The organism is Vibrio sp. VP6 (assembly GCF_028823755.1).
Classification (GTDB): Bacteria; Pseudomonadota; Gammaproteobacteria; order Enterobacterales; family Vibrionaceae; genus Vibrio; species Vibrio parahaemolyticus.
The window spans coordinates 77,197-98,371 of record NZ_JAPEID010000009.1; the positions used below are offsets into that span (position 1 = coordinate 77,197).

The 21,175-nt window shown below is 46.3% G+C and carries 22 protein-coding genes, 1 tRNA gene and 1 pseudogene; 6 read left to right on the forward strand and 18 right to left on the reverse strand.

The genetic code is table 11. The features are described from left to right. Positions 1–12 precede the first annotated feature (12 nt). Both OU793_RS08270 and OU793_RS08275 read left to right on the forward strand, forming a co-directional pair. Positions 13–957: a LysR family transcriptional regulator gene (locus OU793_RS08270; RefSeq protein ID WP_025558127.1), complete on the forward strand. Its 945-nt coding sequence runs from the start codon at positions 13–15 to the stop codon at positions 955–957. A 305-nt stretch (positions 958–1,262) separates the two neighbouring features. Then, positions 1,263–2,462 (forward strand): NupC/NupG family nucleoside CNT transporter, encoded by a 1,200-nt coding sequence (locus OU793_RS08275; RefSeq protein WP_159404164.1) that lies wholly within the window; start codon positions 1,263–1,265, stop codon positions 2,460–2,462. A gap of 68 nt (positions 2,463–2,530) precedes the next feature. Here OU793_RS08275 and folD read toward each other — a convergent pair whose 3' ends face one another. Continuing rightward, on the reverse strand, positions 2,531–3,391 hold the full coding sequence (gene folD, locus OU793_RS08280; protein WP_005460545.1) for a bifunctional methylenetetrahydrofolate dehydrogenase/methenyltetrahydrofolate cyclohydrolase FolD: 861 nt from the start codon (positions 3,389–3,391) through the stop codon (positions 2,531–2,533). Between the two features lie 203 nt (positions 3,392–3,594). Between folD and OU793_RS08285 the strand changes: the two genes are divergently transcribed. Together OU793_RS08285 and OU793_RS08290 are read left to right on the forward strand one after the other, a co-directional pair. Next, positions 3,595–3,671, forward strand: a tRNA-Arg gene (locus OU793_RS08285). A 110-nt stretch (positions 3,672–3,781) separates the two neighbouring features. Beyond that, positions 3,782–4,372 (forward strand): membrane lipoprotein lipid attachment site-containing protein, encoded by a 591-nt coding sequence (locus OU793_RS08290; RefSeq protein WP_023624128.1) that lies wholly within the window; start codon positions 3,782–3,784, stop codon positions 4,370–4,372. A gap of 45 nt (positions 4,373–4,417) precedes the next feature. On the opposite strand, the gene OU793_RS08295 is transcribed toward OU793_RS08290, so the two are convergent. The 17 genes and pseudogenes from OU793_RS08295 to OU793_RS08375 all read right to left on the reverse strand — a co-directional run bounded on the left by OU793_RS08295 (position 4,418) and on the right by OU793_RS08375 (position 19,598). Next, positions 4,418–5,641, reverse strand: coding sequence for a beta-ketoacyl-ACP synthase (locus OU793_RS08295; protein WP_021452981.1), 1,224 nt, complete (start codon positions 5,639–5,641; stop codon positions 4,418–4,420). Further along, entirely contained in the window at positions 5,638–6,363 is a 726-nt protein-coding gene (gene fabG, locus OU793_RS08300) for a 3-oxoacyl-ACP reductase FabG (protein WP_005496037.1), read from the reverse strand. The genes OU793_RS08295 and fabG overlap by 4 nt, the downstream gene beginning before the upstream one ends. Then, positions 6,360–6,824, reverse strand: a complete 465-nt coding sequence (locus OU793_RS08305; RefSeq protein WP_025542250.1) for a hotdog family protein — start codon at positions 6,822–6,824, stop codon at positions 6,360–6,362. The genes fabG and OU793_RS08305 overlap by 4 nt, the downstream gene beginning before the upstream one ends. After that, a pseudogene (locus OU793_RS08310) lies at positions 6,817–7,970 on the reverse strand (beta-ketoacyl-[acyl-carrier-protein] synthase family protein). Before OU793_RS08310 ends, OU793_RS08305 begins: the two are co-directional and overlap by 8 nt. A 20-nt stretch (positions 7,971–7,990) precedes the next feature. Next, positions 7,991–8,602 (reverse strand): DUF3261 domain-containing protein, encoded by a 612-nt coding sequence (locus OU793_RS08315; protein WP_025787156.1) that lies wholly within the window; start codon positions 8,600–8,602, stop codon positions 7,991–7,993. Beyond that, the gene (locus OU793_RS08320; RefSeq protein WP_065870420.1) at positions 8,599–10,941 is read right to left on the reverse strand and encodes an MMPL family transporter; all 2,343 of its coding nucleotides are present in this window, start codon (positions 10,939–10,941) and stop codon (positions 8,599–8,601) included. Before OU793_RS08320 ends, OU793_RS08315 begins: the two co-directional genes overlap by 4 nt. Next, positions 10,913–11,533 (reverse strand): outer membrane lipoprotein carrier protein LolA, encoded by a 621-nt coding sequence (locus tag OU793_RS08325; RefSeq protein ID WP_074530704.1) that lies wholly within the window; start codon positions 11,531–11,533, stop codon positions 10,913–10,915. The genes OU793_RS08320 and OU793_RS08325 overlap by 29 nt, the downstream gene beginning before the upstream one ends. Then, complete coding sequence (locus tag OU793_RS08330; protein WP_005388315.1) at positions 11,533–11,979, reverse strand: thioesterase family protein; 447 nt, start codon at positions 11,977–11,979, stop codon at positions 11,533–11,535. Before OU793_RS08330 ends, OU793_RS08325 begins: the two co-directional genes overlap by 1 nt. Next, on the reverse strand, positions 11,979–13,532 hold the full coding sequence (hutH, locus tag OU793_RS08335; RefSeq protein WP_140183815.1) for a histidine ammonia-lyase: 1,554 nt from the start codon (positions 13,530–13,532) through the stop codon (positions 11,979–11,981). The genes OU793_RS08330 and hutH overlap by 1 nt, the downstream gene beginning before the upstream one ends. Then, complete coding sequence (locus tag OU793_RS08340) at positions 13,516–15,222, reverse strand: glycosyltransferase (RefSeq protein ID WP_193237406.1); 1,707 nt, start codon at positions 15,220–15,222, stop codon at positions 13,516–13,518. Before OU793_RS08340 ends, hutH begins: the two co-directional genes overlap by 17 nt. Beyond that, positions 15,215–15,583, reverse strand: coding sequence for a hypothetical protein (locus OU793_RS08345; RefSeq protein WP_021449611.1), 369 nt, complete (start codon positions 15,581–15,583; stop codon positions 15,215–15,217). The genes OU793_RS08340 and OU793_RS08345 overlap by 8 nt, the downstream gene beginning before the upstream one ends. 10 nt (positions 15,584–15,593) lie before the next feature. Then, positions 15,594–16,994 (reverse strand): AMP-binding protein, encoded by a 1,401-nt coding sequence (locus OU793_RS08350; protein WP_193237405.1) that lies wholly within the window; start codon positions 16,992–16,994, stop codon positions 15,594–15,596. A gap of 4 nt (positions 16,995–16,998) precedes the next feature. Then, complete coding sequence (locus OU793_RS08355; RefSeq protein WP_159404162.1) at positions 16,999–17,559, reverse strand: hypothetical protein; 561 nt, start codon at positions 17,557–17,559, stop codon at positions 16,999–17,001. Next, positions 17,559–17,816, reverse strand: coding sequence for an acyl carrier protein (locus OU793_RS08360; protein ID WP_005460583.1), 258 nt, complete (start codon positions 17,814–17,816; stop codon positions 17,559–17,561). Before OU793_RS08360 ends, OU793_RS08355 begins: the two co-directional genes overlap by 1 nt. A gap of 15 nt (positions 17,817–17,831) precedes the next feature. After that, positions 17,832–18,092, reverse strand: a complete 261-nt coding sequence (locus tag OU793_RS08365; RefSeq protein ID WP_005457487.1) for a phosphopantetheine-binding protein — start codon at positions 18,090–18,092, stop codon at positions 17,832–17,834. Between the two features lie 13 nt (positions 18,093–18,105). Beyond that, positions 18,106–18,873 carry a 1-acyl-sn-glycerol-3-phosphate acyltransferase gene (locus OU793_RS08370; RefSeq protein WP_015296424.1) on the reverse strand — a complete coding sequence of 256 codons (768 nt, stop codon included), beginning with the start codon at positions 18,871–18,873 and terminating at the stop codon, positions 18,106–18,108. Then, positions 18,870–19,598 carry a beta-ketoacyl synthase chain length factor gene (locus OU793_RS08375; protein ID WP_140054936.1) on the reverse strand — a complete coding sequence of 243 codons (729 nt, stop codon included), beginning with the start codon at positions 19,596–19,598 and terminating at the stop codon, positions 18,870–18,872. Before OU793_RS08375 ends, OU793_RS08370 begins: the two co-directional genes overlap by 4 nt. Positions 19,599–19,674: 76 nt before the next feature. Here OU793_RS08375 and OU793_RS08380 point away from each other — a divergent pair, with 76 nt between their 5' ends. Both OU793_RS08380 and OU793_RS08385 read left to right on the forward strand, forming a co-directional pair. After that, complete coding sequence (locus OU793_RS08380) at positions 19,675–20,073, forward strand: lipoprotein (protein WP_005460588.1); 399 nt, start codon at positions 19,675–19,677, stop codon at positions 20,071–20,073. Between the two features lie 10 nt (positions 20,074–20,083). Then, positions 20,084–21,169, forward strand: a complete 1,086-nt coding sequence (locus OU793_RS08385) for a methyltransferase (RefSeq protein ID WP_159404161.1) — start codon at positions 20,084–20,086, stop codon at positions 21,167–21,169. The last annotated feature ends 6 nt before the right edge of the window (positions 21,170–21,175 follow it).

Sequence of the window (21,175 nt, forward strand, 5' to 3'; positions counted from 1 at the left end):
TCGAGGTACTGCGTGTTATCTGAACGTGCTGCGCAAATGGTGATCTTTTCTGCATTGATCAAACATAAAAACTTTACTGCGGCGGCGAAAAGCCTTGGAGTGTCAGTATCTCACGTCAGCAAACAGCTTAGTCAGTTAGAGGAATCTCTTGGCATCAAGCTTGTTCAACGCACCACGCGTAGTTTTACGCCTACCGAAGCGGGAAAAACGTTTTATCATCATTGTGAACAAGTGGTGCAGGCGGTGAGTAGTGCGACGTTAGAAATGGAAAGCCAAAGGGATGAAGTGGCTGGGCTGGTTCGCCTCGGGTTATCTCAATCATTTGGAACGCTGCACATCATTCCTGCGATTCAAGAGCTGCGTGAGTTGTATCCACAGCTTCAAGTGGAAGTGCATTTGTTTGACTACAAGGTCGATATGTTGGCGGAAGGGCTCGATCTGTGGGTAACAAACAATGAGCACCTACCAGAGGGCTACATTGCGCAGCGTTTGACGGACTGCCAGTTTGTGGTGGCAGCATCGCCGGATTATTTGCTTAAGTATGATACTCCGACTGAGCCGAACGACTTGTCTTTGCACAACTGCTTGATCTATCGCAGTTGGGAGCGTGATTACACAGGATGGGCATTTACCAAGGGACAACAAGAGCTAAACGTAAAAGTCTCCGGAAACTACTCTGTCGATTTAGCAGAAGCTGTCCGCGACGCCGCGATTGCTGGATGGGGGATTGCGTATCTCGCAACGTACTTGCTTGGCGATGAGTTCAGAACGGGTAAGTTGATTCAACTATTGCCAGACTGGAAAGCGAGCCAGTCGATGCCATTTTATGCGGTGTACCCGAGTCGTCAGCACATGCCGAAAAAAATATCAGCCGTTATCAACTTTATTAAACAGAAAATTGGCACCCCGTGTCACTGGGATCAGCGCCTCGCACCTTACATCTCTATTCCCAAGTAGATTCGTTAATAACGTTCAAGAGGTGTTTCTGGTCGATTTTTTCTAAGCAAAACATTTTTCGACTATTCAGTGGATGTATAAGGTGATTTGTCTCACAAAATTTTTCCAAACCTAGAAACATCTTTTCCATATGGAAATAATAAAAACAAGCAAACGTTTATCTATAATAAATTCAATTAGTTATTTGTGTGGTCAATTATTGTTCGCTTGAACTTTTCACACTGTTAACATCCTCAACTTGCGCCATTTTGAGTCCGCTATACAATCCGGTGCCTTCCATATCCCCCTTCTGTCGGATTCATTTTATGAACTCAATTATTGGTATCGTAGCCATACTATTCGTAGCATGGCTACTTTCTACAAATAGAAAAAATATAAAGCTGAGAACAGTGGCGTTTGCGTTTGCTTTACAGGTGCTGTTTGCATTGTTGGTTTTATATGTACCAGCAGGACGAGATGCGCTGAATTCAGTAAGCAGCGTCGTGTCGAATTTGATCAACTACGGTCAAGAAGGCATCGCGTTTTTATTCGGTAATTTGGCGACAGGGGGCTTCACCTTTGCGATCAATGTACTGGGTATCATCGTTTTCTTCTCCTCTCTTATCTCCGGTCTTTATCACATTGGTGTGATGCCAAAAGTTATCAACTTCATTGGTGGTGGTATTCAAAAGCTTCTTGGCATTGGTCGTGCTGAGTCTTTGTCTGCAACGGCGAACATTTTTGTCGGCACTATCGAAGCGCCACTTATGGTGAAACCCTACCTAAAGCACATGACTGATTCGCAGTTCTTTGCGGTAATGACAGGTGGTTTGGCATCAGTAGCTGGTGGTACGTTGGTAGGTTATGCCTCGTTGGGTGTTGATCTTAACTACCTTATCGCTGCTGCCTTTATGTCTGCGCCCGCAGGATTGTTGATGGCAAAAATTCTCATGCCAGAAGATGTGAACAAAGCACCAGATATCGACATTAGTCAAGTGGAAATTCCACGCGCAACTAACGTGGTTGAAGCGTTAGCCGATGGCGCAATGGCGGGTGTTCGTATCGCTGTGTCTGTAGGTGGTACGTTGTTAGCGTTCATCAGCGTAATCGCGTTGTTGAACGGGATGCTAGGTTGGGTTGGAGACCTTATTGGCACGCCACTAAGCTTTGAGCTTATCTTAGGCTACGTATTTGCACCTGTCGCATGGTTGTTAGGTGTGCCATGGGAAGAGGCGACTACGGCGGGCTCGCTTATTGGTAACAAGATTGTGGTGAACGAGTTTGTTGCTTTCATCCAACTAGCAGAAGTGAAATCTCAGCTAAGTGCTCAATCTCAAGCTATTGTGACTTTCGCACTGTGTGGTTTTGCAAACATCTCTAGTATGGCAATGCTGATCGGCGGATTGGGTTCTTTGGTTCAAGAGAAGCGTGCATTTGTTTCTAAGCATGGTTTCCGCGCGATTATTGCCGGCGTTATGGCGAACTTGATGAGTGCTTCTATTGCGGGTGTGATTTTAAGTCTGTAATTGAAATAGATATCTAAAATTAGCAAAAAGGCTCCTTGCGGAGCCTTTTTCGTACCTCAAGATTGATGTTATTGTTCAGTATGGAACTGCTCGCAAGCCAACATCGTGTTCTCAATCAAGCTTGCTACGGTCATTGGGCCAACACCACCAGGAACCGGAGTAATGAAGCTCGCGCTTTCGCGTGCTTTGTCGTATTCCACATCGCCCACTAGCTTGCCTGAATCAAGACGGTTAATGCCTACATCGACAACCACTGCGCCTTTTTTAATCCACTCGCCAGGGATGAAGTTTGGCTTACCTACCGCGACCACAACAACGTCAGCTTGACGTACGTGGCTTTCTAGATCTTTGGTAAAGCGGTGGCATGTCGTTGTTGTACAACCAGCAAGCAGCAGCTCAAGCGTCATTGGACGACCAACAATGTTTGATGCGCCAACCACAACCGCATGTTTACCACGAAGCTCGATGTTGTAACGGTCGAGTAGGGTAATGATGCCTTTAGGCGTACAAGAGCGAAGCTTAGGAATACGCTGCGCAAGACGGCCAACGTTATATGGGTGGAAACCATCAACGTCTTTTTCTGGATGAATACGCTCTAGAACGTGTGTAGTATCAATACCAGCAGGAAGTGGTAACTGAACTAAAATGCCGTCAATTTCATTGTCGTTGTTCAACTCATCGATAAGAGCAAGCAGCTCCTCTTCAGATGTTGAAGCCGGAAGGTCAAACGACTTGGATACAAAGCCAACTTCTTCACATGCACGGCGTTTGCTGCCTACGTAAACTTGAGATGCTGGGTCTTCACCAACCAGAACAACTGCTAGGCCAGGAGCACGTAAACCTGCTGCGACGCGAGCTTTAACACGTGCTGCAACTTCAGATCGAACAGTTTGGGAAATGAGAGTTCCGTCTATATTTTGAGCAGTCATGACTTTCCTTATAAATTAAGAAGGCAAATTATCTGCGGCGCATTGTCGCAGAAATTCTAATTAACATCCATACGCAAACGTTTGCCTTGTGGTGTTTTTGAACATTAAGTGTTTTAATGGACTTTTTTTAGGCATTCAGATCAGAATGTTATGAAAACCCGTTGATTTACCCGTTTGAACTCGTATAATCCTGTCCCTGTAGCGCGCCCTTAGCTCAGCTGGATAGAGCACGTCCCTTCTAAGGATGTGGTCATTGGTTCGAATCCAATAGGGCGTGCCATTTATTCAAAAGCCCCGATAACTCTTTGAGTTGTCGGGGCTTTGTCGATCTTGTCTTAAACTTATTAACTTAGCTCTCTTACACTAGCTTTATTTTTGATGCTCCAACTCATGAAAAAACTAATTTTTACTGCATTGATTGTTACTCTTTTAAGTGGATGTGTTACACGCAAAGTTCGTGTTTTACCCCAAGCAACAAATATCACCCCAATTACTGATATTGCAATTAAAAACCTTAATTGCAGAATGGTTGACTCTTACACGATCGAGGATGTTCATCCAAACAATGTGGATCGTATGCTTAAGAATCAAACTTACGCTTCTGGCGGAAACCGATACCATATTGCAACCGTTCTAGATACTAGCCGTGGACGCCCATCTAGTGTTGTTGCAGAGCTTTATGATTGTCAGGTTGCCAACATCAGCTCAGAAGCTGAGAAAGTTAAACTACTACCGGGTGCAAATGAAGTTCAACCCATCTCGTTTGCTGAAGTCGAAAACAATGAATGCAAAGTGATTGGAAACAAAGTTGTATCAGAAAGCCAGAAGGGCTCTCTTTTTGATGAGTTGTCTAACCAAGTCTACATGGCGGGTGGCAATCGATATCATGTGACTAATATTATTGAGTCTGAAGGACAAACTCCAACATCTGTTTCTGCTGATATCTATCGTTGTAAGCACCGTTCAGTTGCCTTCAACTAACAAAAAAGCGCTGGTTAACCAGCGCTTTTGCATTTACTAAGGGCATTACATCTTTTTAAAGATGATGGAGGTGTTGATGCCGCCAAAGGCGAAGTTGTTACTCATCAAATATTTCACGTCCAGCTCTCGGCCTTGTCCGGCAATGTAGTCTAAATCGCCACATTGCTCGTCGAGGTTTTCTAGGTTGAGCGTTGGGTTGAACCAACCCGTGTGCATCATTTCTAAACCTAGCCACGCTTCAATCGCGCCACAGGCGCCTAGTGTGTGGCCAAAGTAGCTCTTGAGTGAACTGATTGGCACTTTGCCTAGAGCATTCGCTGTTGCGTTGCTTTCTGCAATATCACCGCGGTCGGTGGCAGTGCCGTGAGCAGATACATAATCGATCTTCTCAGCAGGAATGCCCGCGTTTTGCAAAGCCATTTCCATACAGATTTGCATGGTTTCCATCTGTGGTTGAGTGACGTGTGCGGCATCACAGTTGCTGGCAAAACCGATGATTTCTGCATAGATTTTCGCGCCACGAGCGACGGCGTGTTCGTACTCTTCCAGAACCAGCGTTCCCGCACCTTCACCAATCACCAAACCATCGCGATCGGAGTCATAAGGTCTTGGTGTGCTTTTCGGGTCTTCATTCTTCAGACTGGTGGCAAAAAGGGTATCGAAGACAGCGGATTCCGTTGGGCACAATTCTTCTGCGCCACCAGCAACCATGACCGTTTGGTAGCCGTGTTTGATCGCTTCGTAGGCGTAGCCGATTGCTTGGCTGCCAGAGGTACATGCACTGCTGGTTGGGATCACTCGGCCTTTCAAACCGAAAAATAGACCAACGTTCACTGCCGTGGTATGCGGCATCATCTGCACGTAAGTCGTTGCGGTGATCGCTTTGGTGGTTTTCTCATTCAGCATGACACCAAATGCACCGATTGCGTCAGTACTGCCTGTTGATGAGCCGTATGCGATACCCGTTTGGCCATTGGTGAGTACGTCGTTACCAATCAAACCTGCTTGGCTCAGTGCGTTTTCTGTTGCGACGGTCGCCAATTTAGAAACGCGCCCCATGCCGCGTACTTGCTTGCGCTTGTAGTGCTTTGGCAGTTCAAAATCTAAAATTGGTGCCGCGAGCTTGGTGTTCAAACCATCATACTGTTCGTAAGAAGGCATGTATTGCGTTGCGTTCTGGCAGTCACGCAGTTTCGGCTCGACAGATTGCCAATCGTTACCAAACGCAGTCACGCCCGACATTCCGGTTACAACGACTCGACGGTTCATACTAGGCCTCCGTTTACTGAAATGACTTGGCGAGTTACATAGCCTGCGATGTCGGACATAAGGTAACTGACTAAACCAGCGACTTCTTCTGGTTCTCCCATGCGGCGCAAAGGAATTTGCGGCATCGCGTGTTCTTTTACGTGTTCGTCTACCATGCCTGTGTCGATAAGTCCCGGTGCAACGCAGTTAACGGTGATTTTGCGTTTTGCCAGTTCAAGTGCGAGTGATTTTGTTGCACCAATTACGCCCGCTTTTGCTGCGCTGTAGTTGGTTTGACCACGGTTACCCATCAGGCCAGATACTGAGGCAAGGGTAACAATTCGACCACCTTTACGCTTTTGCACCATTGGCATAACACAAGGGTGAAGAACGTTGTAGAAGCTATCTAGGTTGGTATGAATCACGCCATCCCATTCTTCTTCGGTCATCGCAGGGAAAGCGGTATCTTTTGTGATGCCAGCGTTGTTCACGACGCCATAGTAAGCGCCGTGGGCGACGATATCGGCTTCTAGTTTCTCACGGCAATCTGCGCGGTCACTGATGTCGAATTGGATAAGACGACCGCTACCCCCATGTTGTTCGATGGTGTCTAGGGTATCTTGCGCGCCTTGTTGATCGCCCATGTAATGGACAATGATTTGGAAACCATCTTTGGCTAATTGAACGGCAATGGCTTTACCGATACCTTTGCTGGCACCTGTAACGAGGACTTGTCGGGTCATTGTTGACTCCTGATTTTCATTTCTTGTAATTTTTCTTCTGATGGAACGTAAACGTTCAATTGGCAAGTCGCTACAACAGTTCCTTGTAGCTCAATACGGGCAGAAAATACCGCCATACCGTTATCTTCCATGACTTTTTCGGCATACACATCGAGCATTTGTCCGCGAGAAAACGCATCGCATTCAGACGTGTATCGACGGCTACCAAGCAAAAAGCCAATTGGTGGCGCTTGTTCTTTCATTAATGCGTGGTAACCAGACCACGCCGCGACCGATTGCGCCATAAACTCAATGCCAACGTAAGCTGGCACGGTGTGTGATGCCGAGTCGAAGAACGGGTTGTGTTCTGCGATATCAACCTGGCAGTGAATCGTATCTTGTTGAATATCCATAGCACGATCAACCAAGATCATTGGTTTGTCGTGTGGCAAAAGTTGTTCGATGGGGGGAAGTTTAGTCATGAGCGTAACCAAAAATAAGACTAATATTGTTGCCACCAAAAGCAAAAGAGTTACTGAGAATCGCTTTGTTGCCAAGTTTGGTTGGCGTCTCAACTAACGATATATGGATATCGTCTGCCTTGGTTTCGCAGTGTTGCATTGGCAAGTCAAGGTTGTACTTGAGAATATGCCAAGCGATAGCGGCTTCCGTTGCACTTGCTGCACCTAATGTGTGTCCGGTAAGTGGCTTTGTAGAGCTAACAGGAACGGAGTCACCAAAGCAGCGGTGAATGGCTTTGCTTTCCATCGCATCGTTTAACGGCGTTGCTGTGCCATGCGCGTTGATGTAACCAATGTCTTGTGCTGTTAGTCCTGCATTGGCCAACGCTTTTTTCATCGCTTCTTCTGCGCCTACCCCTTCTGGATGTGGTGCGGAAATGTGGTGCGCGTCTGAGCTATCGCCAGCTCCGAGAAGGGCAACAGGCGCGGGTGTTTTGCTTAGCAACATTAATGCTGCGGCTTCGCCGATATTGATGCCGTTGCGATGTTGGTCAAATGGTTTGCAAAGAGTATCGGATAGGGCTTCTAAACCGTTAAAACCGTTTAGCGTTAGGCGACAAATGGTATCCACGCCACCCACAATGACGGCATCAACAATGCCCGAGCGAATCAGGCGTTGCGCGGTTAAAAAGACACGACCACTAGAAGAACAGGCGGTTGAAACTGAGTAATGTGGGCCGCTCAAATCAAAGTAGGCGGCAATAAAATCGCTGCAGTTGCCAAGCTCTTGTTTGGTGTAATGGTAGTCGGCAGGAAACTCGCCGTTTGCCAGCTTCTCTCCAAACGCGATTTCGCCATCTGAAATGCCAGATGTGCTGGTGCCGATCACGACTGCGATACGGTCACGACCATATTCAGCAATGGCGTTATGCACGTCGCCTTGTTTCTCGTATCAAACCGGCTGAAAGCTGATGGTAATTGCAGTAACGGCTGTGCAATTCGACCGATTACTGTTTGTCGGCCTGAATTCAAAATGTCTTGGTCAACCACCATGTTGGATGGTTTCGCTCCCGATAAACACTGGTGGATGATGGCGTCATCTTGTCCCATTGCGGAGTGGAAACCACAGGCCTGAATATACAAAGGTTGAGGAGAGCGATTAGGCATATTGTTGTTCTAAATTGTTCTTAGTTAATCTGATGTTGCAGTGTCTGAATAGAAATTGAAAACTGATGCTTGAGGTGGTGAAAGTCAATCTTACCCTCTAATTTGTTAGAAGAACTGTATTGAATCTCAATGATCTTTTCACCGTCGCTATCAAAGATGACGCGAGAATTATTTTTATCAATCATTTGCCACCTTACCTCATTTAACGATCCTTCCCAAGCGGAACTCGGCCAGAGCGTGATCATCAGGTTAAATAATACCTGTTCTGGCTGCGGTAGCGTACCTTGCAAACCGTTGAGTACTTCGGTTTGGATTTGTTCTCCATCGTAAGACAACGAGAGCACTCGCGTCCCCCAAGATGAGAAGCCTGCCAGTACCACTTCGTTGCTAGTCACTTGCAGTTGCACCGGAAGTTGCTCAGATGTGGGTTTGTCGTCAATTACCCAAGAGGCCGTAATCAATTGGCTGGCCGTCAACTGATAGCCCAAGCTGGCTGGAGTCGGTAAGTTAACTTGGGTGTTCTCAGCAATATCGACTTGAGGTGTCGATTGGTGAGGTACCAAGCTGCATGCACTTAAAAACAGACTCAGTACGATTAACGTCGCGCAGCGAAAAGCATGGTTAAAAATCATGACGTCGTTTCCTCTGTTTTAATCGCAATCGGAGAGAGCAGCCAAGCAACAAAAATACCACTTAACACCGTAATGCCGAAACTGTGAATCGCGTGAGTTTGGCTGAGTGACAGCAACCCAAATGACAGCACAGTGGTTATTGCCGAAAGGGTGATCGCCAATAGTGTGCTCACGCTGCGGGCTTTCTCGGCAAAGAACAGAGTGTAATCGATTCCGATACCAAGAATGAGCACCAAGCCAAGCAAGTTGAACAGGTTTAATGTTGTTCCCATCGCGACAGCAGTTGCCAGACCGCACGCGCAAGCAATCAATGATGGCAGTAAAACTCGCCAACTGTGTTGCAGACCGTACCGCTTGATTAACACCAGAAAGATCACAGTACTGGCGGCTGCCAACAGCTCCATGATTTTGATTCGGTATTCACCAAATAGGGCGGAAATTTCTTCTGCTTTGTTTAGGTAGACAAGGTCAGGCTGCGATTTGGCAAAAGACTTAACAACGGCGGAGTCTTGCAATTGGTTTAACACCACTACCGTTGCCGATTTTCCTTTAATTTTACCCAAATGGAGAAAACGCACAGGCGCTGATACTGGGTTTTGCAAGTACTGATCAACCGTGACAGGGATAAAGTCGGCGTCCATTTTCGGCTTTTTATTTAAGCGCAGTCCGGATGCGAGTGGGCTGGATTGTGTCGCGTAAAGATCGCGAATCAATTGATAGTCTTGTTGCTGACGCTCCACTGAGCTCAAGTAGCGACTCAGACTCTGGTAGCTTTCGATGGTGCTGTCCGCTTTCCACGCTTCTAATGTTGGCGTTAAAGACTCCAGCTTTTTCATTAGGTTTTCGTCATCGTCGGCGGTAACGACCAACATTTGCTGCGAAGATTGCATGCCACTGAGCGTCGTAATCAAGGTTTCTTGCTGCTTGAGATCTTTCGGCATCGTTTGCAGCAGACGAATGTCGTCATCGTAGTTCAATTGCAGCAAGAAAATGCCACTCGCAACCACACATAACATCGGTAATCCGACTTTAATTCGAGGTTGATTCCAAAGCGTTAACCATTTCGCCAACAATGATTGTCCCGGTAAAGTCGAAATGGTGCGCGATGGGTTACGAGCCAGTATCGGATACCAAGCCACCACGGTGATGTAAGCGGCAATCAGACCAATGGATGAAAACAGCGCAAGCTGCTGCAAACCAGGAAACGGTGCCACTAACATGCCCAAATAGCCGATCAAACTGGTGATTAAGCCAAGTGTGATAGCTATGAAAATATGCTTTAACCCTTGCTCGCTATCCCATTCATTTCCCGCCGCAAGACGTTCGGTTAGGTAGTGGAATGCGTAGTCGATAGACACGCCGATCAAACTTGCGCCAAACACTAAGCTGAACAGATGGACTTTTCCAAAAATCCACGTCGTAACGGACAACGCAACGAGCAAACCAATGGTGATGGAAAGCAGTGCGAGAGACAGTGGCATCACACTACGAAAGACCAACACGAACAATGCAATGATACCGAGCAGAGAGAACACACCGATGGTACTGATCTCCGATTTGGCACTTTGCGTACCAAAGTCGGCGTAAAATAGAACGCCAGTATGTGAGACTTCAGCACCATATTTCTGCGCGACGCTTTGTTCTAGCGATTGAATATCAGGGACTGCAAGCTGCCCCGTTAGGCTATAAGGCGAGTCTTTTAGCTCAGCAGTAATAAGCAAGTATTGAGCACCGTCTTTTTCGACGGACAGATAGCCGTTATCCAATCGGAAAGAGGACGATTGCTGGGTAACTTGGCTTAAATAATCACGAAATAGCAAGAAAGGGTCACTTTGTAACTCTTGCCCGGTCACTCCAGAAAACGGGTTGTACAGCGACTGAATCACACGCTGCACTTGCTGTTCTGGATTTTGGCTTAAACGTTCTCGTTGTTCAGGTGTCAGCAATTGGAAGCGGTGCTTAAAGTAGTAACTCGCCCAAGCTTGCTGTTCTTGAGGTGAGATTTTCCCTACCACATCGCGAAAATGATTACTTTGGCGTAACCCCTTATCAAATTCAGCGGCCGCTGCAAAAAGGGCATTTTTGTCCGGCGCTGTGATCACGAAAATGACTTTGTCGCTCATACTTGCCGAGACCGACTCAAAGGCTTGCTCAGCCACCGGGTTTTGTTGGTTCTTCGGCAGCAGTTTTAAAATGTTGGTCTCAATCGGAGATTCTGCACTCCAAACCCATTGTTTGAGTAGCAACGCGCCCGCTAAAACAACGAGATTGAGCCAAACAATAGCAAAGGTGTGAGTGCCGAGACTGAGTTTAGAAACGGAATTGAGCGTCTTCGGCATCCGTGAGTTCCTGAGGTAGAGAGGTCTGGTTCGTAAACGTGATTTCGGTTTTATCGCCGCGCAGCTCTTGTAGGGTTAGGCGATCAATGTGCGTTTTACCGGAAAGAGTGATGGATTGAAACACCGCATTTAATGGCGACTGTTTTGGCACTAAAACGAGCTGCCATTGATTGTTCTCAACTGAAAAATCGAGTGTGAATTGTTCTTGCAGTGCAGAAGTATCCCCGTGGAACACGGATAAAAACACATGGCTAAAGTAGAACGCCATTGGGTTTTCTTCTGCAGAGATCGTTTTCGGTGCTTGGTCGGCAAAAGTCTGACGAAGTTTGTTTTCCGTCAATACCAAATTGACTGCGAAAGGTTCTGCTTGTTGCCACAACAAGCCATGTGTTTTGCTCAGTGTGAACTGACCTTTAGAGGTTAAAGGTTGACTAAACATTTCCAGATGACGCTGCTGTGTAAAATCTCCGCGTACGATTTCATGCTGAGACAACTGCTGTTGAAGCGATGCCAAATCCGTTACATTTGCTGTAGGTGTGGCCAGTGCTGGAACAGAAAATATCAGCAAAAAAGAGAGTAACCACTTTTGCATTAGTTCAGGCTCCCATGGTTGTGCCATTGCTCTACTTTATCTAAAAAGACTGCTGGAGACACAAAGCACATCTCTTGCTTTTCAATGGATACGGCGACTTGCGTTGTATGCGCTTTGCACATACGTTGATTCGTTTCGGCGTCGTAAATCACGTAATCCACACGTAAGCGGTTTTCCCACTCCGTGAGTTGCGCGGTAATACGAATGGTGTGATTAAACGGAATCGCCTTCACATATTTAACGCGCGTGTCGATGATCGGCCACATGTACCCAGAGTCTTGCATATCGCGATAGCTGTATTGGATCTTCTCCATCAGCACACGACGCGCTTCTTCAAAATATCGAAAGAAGTTGCCGTGATAAATCACGCCCATCGGGTCAGCATCTTGAAAAGAGGTGACCATAGTCACCTCCGCTTCTAATGGGTAGAGAACCTGCTCTTGCATTATACCTCCACGTAGAGTGGCCAATGACGTTGCTGAATGCGTTCAATGAAATGACGCAAATCTTGTTCCAATGGGCGATCTTCAATCACAAATTCAAACTCGCTCAGTACGGCGTCACGAATTACTCGCAAACTCTGACTCATGTGGTGTTCGTCCAATTCGTTATGACGGCGACGAATCTCAACCGCTTGAACGCTTGCTAGGAGTGAAGCCGCAGCAACTTGCTCTGTTAACTCAAGTACGCGTAGGCAATCACGAGCCGCAATGGTGCCCATGCTCACTTTGTCTTGGTTGTGACATTCGGTTGAGCGAGAAAAAACGCTCGCTGGCATGGTGTTTTTCAACGCTTCTGCCGTCCAAGCTGAGATACCAATCTGAACCGCTTTAAAGCCGTGGTTGATCGGTTTACGCTTGCCTTCTGCACCGGTTAAGTTAAACGGTAGGCCGTTATTGAACTTGTAATCCATCAATTGCGCCATCTGACGATCCAGCAAATCAGCTAAGTTGGCAATGTTCACTTTCAACGTATCCATCGCCATTGCGATATGACCACCGTAGAAGTGACCGCCGTGCAGAACGCGCTCGTTGTCGCCATCGATAATTGGATTGTCGTTGGCACTATTTAGTTCATTCTCGATCAATTGACGTAGCCAAGGCAGTGAGTCTTGCACCATGCCAATTACGTGTGGCGCGCAACGCAGCGAGTAACGATCTTGCAGTCGGTCGCTATTGCGTGGCGGACGTTCAGCATTGAGATCATCACGCAGCCAAGCCGCAACTTGCTGTTGACCAGGGTGAGGTTTTACCGCAAACAACGCTTCATCAAAGTGGAAGTCATTACCTTGCATACCCACAGAGACCATCGCGGTAATCTTGGTGCAAAGCTGCGCTAGGTATTCTGCGCGTTTGTAGGCAAGACAGGCGAGGGCAGTCATCACGGATGTACCGTTCATTAACGCCAAACCTTCTTTTGGTTTTAGGCGAATTGGCTCAATGTCCAGCTCTGCAAATACTTCTTGTGTTGGTCGCACATCGCCTTTGTAAAGCACTTCACGCTCGCCAATTAAGGTCGCCGCTAGGTAAGACAGAGGCGTTAAATCGCCGCTTGCGCCCACCGAGCCTTCTTGTGGAATACGCGGCGCAATATCGTGATTGATAAGCGTAACGATTTGGTTCAACAGATCGTGAGACACGCCAGATACGCCTTGCGACAATGAACATAAACGGGTTGCCAGCACCGCGCGAGCTTGCTCATGAGAAAGGATTTGACCTAAGCCACAGCCATGGAAGCGCGTAAGGTGCAACGGAAGTTCATCCACAAGAGCGGGTGGAATCGCCACAGTACATGAATCGCCGTAACCCGTAGTCACGCCGTAAATAACGCCTTCTTCTTTCAGTAATCGTTCCAGAAACGCCACGCCACGATCAATTTTCGCGGTAAATTCTGGCGAGGTGTTCATGTTTGCCTTTGCACCTTGAGCAATGGCAACGACATCTTCGATGGTTAAAGATTGTGCACCAAAAGTGATGTTGTGATTATTGTTGTTTGTCATGTGGCTGATTACTTAAAGTCCAGAAGTTAAAAAAGTTGTACCACTGTAACGGCGCTTGCAGTGTGTGGTGTTCTAATCTGTGTGCGTACTGTTGAACAACGTGTTCTAGTGCCTGCTGACGCTCCTTGCGCGGTAGCGTGATTTGGTCACTAAAGTGTTCAAAGTACACATTAAAATGCGGAGTGTTTGCTTCATCGTCGCGTAGGCCGAAGAGTAGATAAACCGGCGCTTTTAATACCGAGGCCAGCATGAATGGGCCTTGCGGAAATGGCGCTGGTTTACCAAGAAAATCTGCCCAAACGACACGATTTTCTTTGCTGGTAGAAGTGCGATCGCCAACGATCACCACCCATTCGCCTTGCTCGATTTTTTGTTGAAGCAGAATCGCGGTGTCTGGTCCCATTGAGCTGACTTGAATCAAATTCAGTTCCGAGTTTGGGTTTACCGCCTTCATTACCGCATTAAATTGTTCAGCGTGTTGGGTAAATACCAAGGCGTTGATTTTGACATGAGAGTGTCGACGACCAAGCGCGCGGCAGAGTTCGATATTGCCAAGGTGTGAGCCCAAAATGACCACGCCTTGTTTTTTCTGCGCCATCTCTTCGAAATGATGTTGGCCGTGAATGGTTAGGTTGTCGACATTAAAGTCACCTTGCCATGCTGCTAGTTTGTCGAGCATGGTTCGCCCAAAAGAAAGCAGATGATGATAGCTGTCCAACTGTTTTGGCAGTGCGATGTTCTGCTGCGCTGCGTAGCGCTGCAAGTTTTGCAGGTAAATCTCAGACGCTTCGCGGGCAGATTTACCCGTGAAGTGGTAGTAGCGCATGACTAGCTTTAAAATCAGGTCGAACGCTTTTCTGCCGAACAAGCGGTAAACCGCGAGCAAGGTTTTGATGCCTAAAATCGTGCCTTGTTCTTTTCGTTTCGACCAGTGGGCATTGCTGTCGTCTGTGTGACGGCGCTTTCTGGCGAGTAGCGAGGGTATACGCGGCAACATGCCAAAAAATAGGCGAGTGTGCATCCAGCTTATCTTGACGTTATCCCACAATGCGTCGAAGTGGGAAATGCCACCTTCAGGGTAGATCACGCGCGTTGGAACAAAATCAATATCGACGCCTTCCCAGTACATTCGCACCAGAATTTCGATATCAAAATCCATGCGTTTGCCGATGTTGTACTTGTTCAACACGGCGACCGTTTTCGCCACTGGGTAGGCGCGAAAACCGCACATACTGTCTTTGATAGATAGTGACAAGGTTTCTATCCACACCCAAACGTGCGTAGCGTAGCGACCATACAGACGGGCTTTAGGTACGCTCTCGTCGTATATCGGTTGGCCAGAAATCAGGTTATCTGGTTTTGTTTCGCTGGCGCTGAGCAATTTCGGCAATGCTTCTAGGTCGTGTTGACCGTCTGCGTCGATTTGAATGGTGTGCGTAAAACCAAGCTGGTGAGCTTGATGTAGGCCAGCCATCACCGCTCCACCTTTGCCTTGGTTTTCACTCAAACTAATCAGTTTTATCAGCCCTTGCTCACTCAACGCTGAAAGCGCTTGTTTGGTGTCTTCATTACTGCCGTCGTCCACGACCAGCACTGGCAAATCGAAAGCGGATAACGACGCCACCACGTCTGCAATTGTGCTGCCGTGGTTGTAGCAAGGAATTAAAAAGCAGGGACGGTAATCACTCACGTGACTCACCCAGTTTCATTTTGCCTGAAGAGTGAGTCACCAAGGTTTCACCGTTTTTCGATGTGTACTTAAAGGTCAATTTCTCGCGCTCATTGTCCCAAGAGAGTGAGAGACAAACGTCGGCGTTTGGCAGAATCGGCTCTTGAAATTTGATGACTTCCATTCCTTTAAATACCTTGGGAGTGTTCAAATATTGAACGGCGTAGAACAACGCCCAGTCAATTTGAGTGACGCCGGGTAAAAGAGGAAAGTGACTGAAATGACCTTGGAAATCTAAGATGTCAGCATCCACACGCAGCGAAAGCTCCGCGGTGTGGTCACTCACTTCAATATTCTGAATGGTTGGTTTTCTTTTATCCATGTTACTAGCTTTATTGGAATAGTTTTTCAATTTCAGCAACTTGGCGTTTGCCTTGGCTGTTCAATGGAATTTCGTCGACCACTCGGAATTTTCTCGGGATAGCGATCGGTTCTAGCCAATTGCGCAGTGCCTTGCGAAGCTCAAGCCAAAATTTGCCTTTACCAAGTTCATTAAGCACATCGCTGCCTTTATCGTTAAGTACGATGATCGAGACTAACGTGAGGCGACCAGATTCTTCCATTGGGATCACCACGCTTTCTTGAACCCACGGCAATTGCTCTAAACGTTTTTCCACTTCGACAAGGGAAATACGCTTTTCTTCGACTTTGACGATTCGGTCAGTGCGTCCACGCAATTCAAAAGAAATACTATCATGGAAATAGCATTCATCCGCAGTTTGGTACCAAGTGTTTTCATCAATGTGTGGCGAGCGGAGCTTTAAACAATTCTCATGGTTAAGCTCGGCTTCAACACCAGGGAATAACGTCCAAGGAGTGCTGGCTACGTGTTGCTGACGGTAGGCGATGCCGCCGGTTTCTGTGCTGCCAAAAACTTCAATAGGAAGTGACCCAAACAACAGTTGGCTGTGTTGCGCGGCTTGGTTTGGCAGGGGGCCACCAGAAGAAAATACGCACCGAATCGCAACCGGATTATGCTCTTCATTGAGTCGTTTTAGTAACGCAGGGCTGCTTACTAGCATGGTGTCAGCATCGGCGTGATGGACAATTTGCTCAGGAAATTCGAGGTTGCGTGCTGAAAATGGACGTGCAGAACACAAAGGCCACAATACGCGAAACAGCAAGCCGTAAATGTGTTGATGAGAGACGGTGCTTTCAACGCGTGTGTTGGCAACCGTGTCGCCCCACAGGTTGTCTAGAATAGCAACTTCGATATCGAGCTGTTTCAGCGTTTTTGCAATGGCTTTTGGTTTGCCGCTTGAACCAGAAGTAAATAGCGTTACTGGTATTTTTGCCAGATTCAATTCGCGCCAAACAAAAGGTTGGTCTACCTGTTGCTCGTGAATCAAGGTGATGCCTACCAATGATTGAGCTTTTACTAGGAGTGAACTCACCTGTTCTGGAACAGAGACATCGGCATCATGCAACAATAAATCGTAGTGCTCGCTGAGTTCTTTGAGTGCTTCTAGTTGGTAGCTACCAGGCAATACAATGGATTTTCCTGCGTGACAACAAGCAAAAAAGCCAACGGCAAATAGGTAGCTGTTGCCAAAACACAACGCAATGTTTTGCGTTGGCTGGGTTTCTAACTGCTGAGCAAGCGTTGCGACGTGCTTCTGGAAATCACCCCAAGTGATAACTGTGTCGCGATCGTAAGAGACAGGGGATTGCTCATACCTCTTTGTGCTAAGCAATGTCGCCAGTGAGGTAAAGCTCGAATACGTTGTATTCATACGATTAGTGTTCCTTTCGAACAAATTGACGCACGATCCACTCTCCGGCGAACAAGCTACCAGCAAGTAAGTAGCTAATCAGACCGTTATACAGCGTCCATACTTTTACTGGCAGGAAACAGGTATAGAGGGCAAAAGCTGCATTCAGTACAAAAAAAACGCACCAAACCATCGTCACTTTGCGAGTGTAAGCAACGCCGCTTGGCGGTAGTTCTGGTTCTTGTAAACGCGCGAGCCTTTCAATGATCGATTGAGGCTGTTTGAGACTATAAGCGAACACGCACAACATGCATACGTTCACAACCACAGGGTAAAACTTAAGCCACCCGTGTTGTTTAAACACCATGCCAAGCGTAACAAGAAGAATGCCGACAGCGCCCGTGGTGAGCGCTAGGAATTTAAACTCTTTAAGTGGGGTCTTATTTGCGACGAATAAACGCAAAAGCAACGCAGCAATTAACAAGCCCCCAACTAAGTTCAAGCCAAATTTATCTATACCGAAGTAAACGGCGAAGGGGTAGGCAAACAGTACAATTGCAGACAGACCAGTCAGCAATTGGCGCATTAACTTTCCTTCAATAGCTCAGTGACTGCGTTAACGACATCGTCAACGGTTCTTACTGTACTAAATTCAGCAGGTTTGATTTTTTTACCAGTGACATTCTGTAGGTGCACGACCAAATCAACCGCGTCAATGCTATCTAGATCGAGATCTTGATATAAGTGCGCGTCAGGTTGGATGTCGTCTGCGTCGATTTCGAACAGCTCAACAAGCGCATCTTTAACTTGTTCAAATACTTGATCTTTATTTACATCAGTCATGAATATACCTACAACTTATTCATTAGTTTGAGAAGAAACGTATTTCGCTAGGTTTGCTACAGAAGCAAAGTGTTCGCGCGTATTTGAGTCGTCAGCATCGATGACGATGTTGTATTGCTTTTTAATTGCTAATCCAAGCTCAAGTGCGTCGATAGAGTCTAAGCCAAGTCCATCACCAAAAAGTGGCGCATCCGTTTCAATATCGTCTACGGTTAAATCTTCAAGGTTCAAAGCATTAATAATAAGTTGCTTAATATCGTTGTGTAACTGTTCCACTGGGACCTGCTTATCAATAAAAGTTTTCTGGAAAAATGTTGTCAGCTAAGTGCTGTTGTAAGCGTCGAGCCGCTATCGTTGGTGACGTAGTTTGCTTTATAAAGGGCTCAATCTCAACTTTATCCTTAACTTCAATTTTGAAAAAGGGCTTTGTTGTTGGCACCTGATACCATTTTTTCTCTTTTGTGAGAAAGCTCGGTGTCACCGTAATATGTACGACTCTTAAATCTCGTTCTGTTCTTACTGCAATTTGCGCCGCGCCACGTTGCAACTTAGGTTTTATGCCTGGTGTTGTTCTTGTGCCTTCCGGAAATATAAGCAACACGTTGCCTTTATTAAATCGTTCTTCACAAAGTGCTAATAAATCATCTGGCGCTTCGTTTGGAATATATCCGGCCGCTTTTACAATATGCTTCATAAAAGGATTCGACCAAATTGCCGACTTTACTAAACAATCACAGCGATTTAATTGTGAGGCGATTAAAACGTAATCAATTAAACTCGGATGATTGGCAACAATTAAACAATTTCGGTCTTGTTGAAGAAGGTCTGCGCCAATAATTTCATAATCAATCGCCCCGCTGAACTTCATTAATTTACAGAATGTGTTGAAAGAATATTGAATCGCGCCTTGAACTTTATATTCACGTTCGGTTTGGTCAGAGACAAAGATACGAATAGTTGGAATTACGATAAAGCTAAGCGCTAAACCACCCAAACCAAATACCGAAAAACAGAAACCCGTGGCGAGCACGCGCCAATACTGATTTAAGCGATTCATTTTTTGCGCCATTCCCAAGCTTGCTGTGGGGCATGAATGGTCCACTGAGTTTCGTCTGACAAGTAGTGCTGCAAAAACGCTAAGCCTTGTGGCAAAAGGTGGTCTTGTGTTTCTACGCTGTGGCTGCTGCGCAACGTAAAATCATCACCGTTTGATAGCACCAAACCTAAGCCAAAGCCCGGATATTGCTGCTGTTCAAATTCGGTGTAGGAGTCAGGTAAAGGTTCATCAAAGTCGACAAGCAGAACTTTCTTATCTGGATTGTCTGCTAAAAATAGCCACGCTTCTAATATCGCGCTTTGGAATGTATTTTCCGATGCCGCAATCGAAGTGAGAGGGATTGGCTGCTTGGTTGCGATGGTCGCTAAACCTGCCGCGGTATTGTGCACTGATTGAGAGAACGCCATTGGAGAGGCTTCTTCGCCACTGATGATGTCTGCAACCAGCGCGACACTGCGATGCAGTTCGCCATGACGGCTAGAAAACACCAGATAATCGACCTGATGTTGCTTTAATAATTCGATGGCCGTTTGCACCGCAAGTTTACTTAATGGACTCATTCTTCGGCGCATCATTGCAGGAATATCCGCCACATTTACTTTGCCATCTTGTGGCCAATTTCCGCTTGCAGCCCATTCTTTCCATTCATCAGGTTGAGATAAACCTAGTGAATTCGCTGTCCACGCATCAATATTGAACGAAATTTTGATCTTCGAGTTTGGCATATTTGGTTAAATTGTTTATTTTACAGCTCGATACAATTTGGGCTTCACCCGAATTCATAATAAAAAGGAAATTCTTATGTCGCGCTTTAAGCTGTACATCTCATTATTATTAACTTTGCTTCTTGTCGGTTGTGGACGTGTACAACCTGTATTGAGTGTGGAGGATACTCCAGTTGCGTATGATCTTCAAAATAAACAAGTAAAAATGGCGATTGTGCAATCCGCAACTAACCGTGGTTGGACGATTGAAGAAGTTAGTCCGGGTGTATTAATTGCGAAAATTCACGTTCGTACACACTCTGCTGAAGTAAAAATTCCATACAACAACAAATATTATTCAATTATTTATCTCAACTCAGTAAATCTCAAAGCAAGTGATGGCAAAATTCACCGCAATTACAATCGTTGGGTAAACAATTTAAATGTTGATATTCAGCGAGCACTTGCGTTGTTGGGCACTCAGTCTCAGCAATAAAAATTATTAAATGCAGTTAGGTTTTTTCGTGTTAAATCAAAATAATGATCCTTTTAATGCTTTTGAAGCAAAAACAGAAGCTCAAAAATTATCTTTTGCCCCTATCGTTTTCCATACCGCGAGAACGCTCAGAGATTTGGGTATATTAGCGGCGCTCGATAGCGCTGGTTCAACAGGCATGAGCGCCATTGATATCGCCGAAAAAACAGGCGTGTCAGAATATGGTGTCAAAGTGCTGCTAGACATGGCGATAAGTGCGCACATTGTTTTGTGGGAAAAACCTAACTACTCACTGGCCAACCTCGGGTTCTACTTGTTGTACGATGGCATGACCCAAGCAAACATGGATTTCACGGCCGACGTTTGTTATGCCGCGATGATGCACCTGACTGAAGCAATCAAAGACGGCAAACCAGCTGGACTGAAAGAGCTGGGCGATTGGGAAACCATCTATCAAGGGTTGTCGACATTACCTGAGCAAGCTAAGCAGAGCTGGTTTAAGTTTGATCACTTCTATTCGGATCGTTCTTTCCCATTGCTGCTTAAAGAAGTGTTTGCCAATGAGCCAAAACATATCGTCGATATCGGTGGCAATACGGGTAAATGGGCAATGCAGTGCTGCAACTACGATAAAGATGTGCATGTGACCATTGTTGATTTGCCGCAGCAATTGGAAGTCGCGATGTCTAACGTGGCAGAGAATCAGCTCAGCGAGCGCGTGCATCCGTATCCTGCCAATATGCTTGATAAAGCCCAAACATTGCCTGATCATGCCGATATTTGGTGGATGAGCCAGTTCTTAGATTGTTTCTCTCCAATTGAAATTTTAAATATTTTGAAGAAAGTGAAGGCGCAGTTGAGCGCGGGCGATACCGTTTACGTTCTCGAACTGTTTTGGGATGCGCAGAAATACGCGGGCGCGTCATACAGCTTAAATGCTACCTCGCTTTACTTTACCTGCCTAGCCAATGGTAATAGCCGTTTCTACCGTAGTGATGATTTCCTAGAAATTGTTGAAGCAGCAGGTCTCTCTGTTGTGGAAAGAACGGACAACATTGGCCTCGGACATACCTTATTAAAACTCCAAGCAAGCTAGTATAAA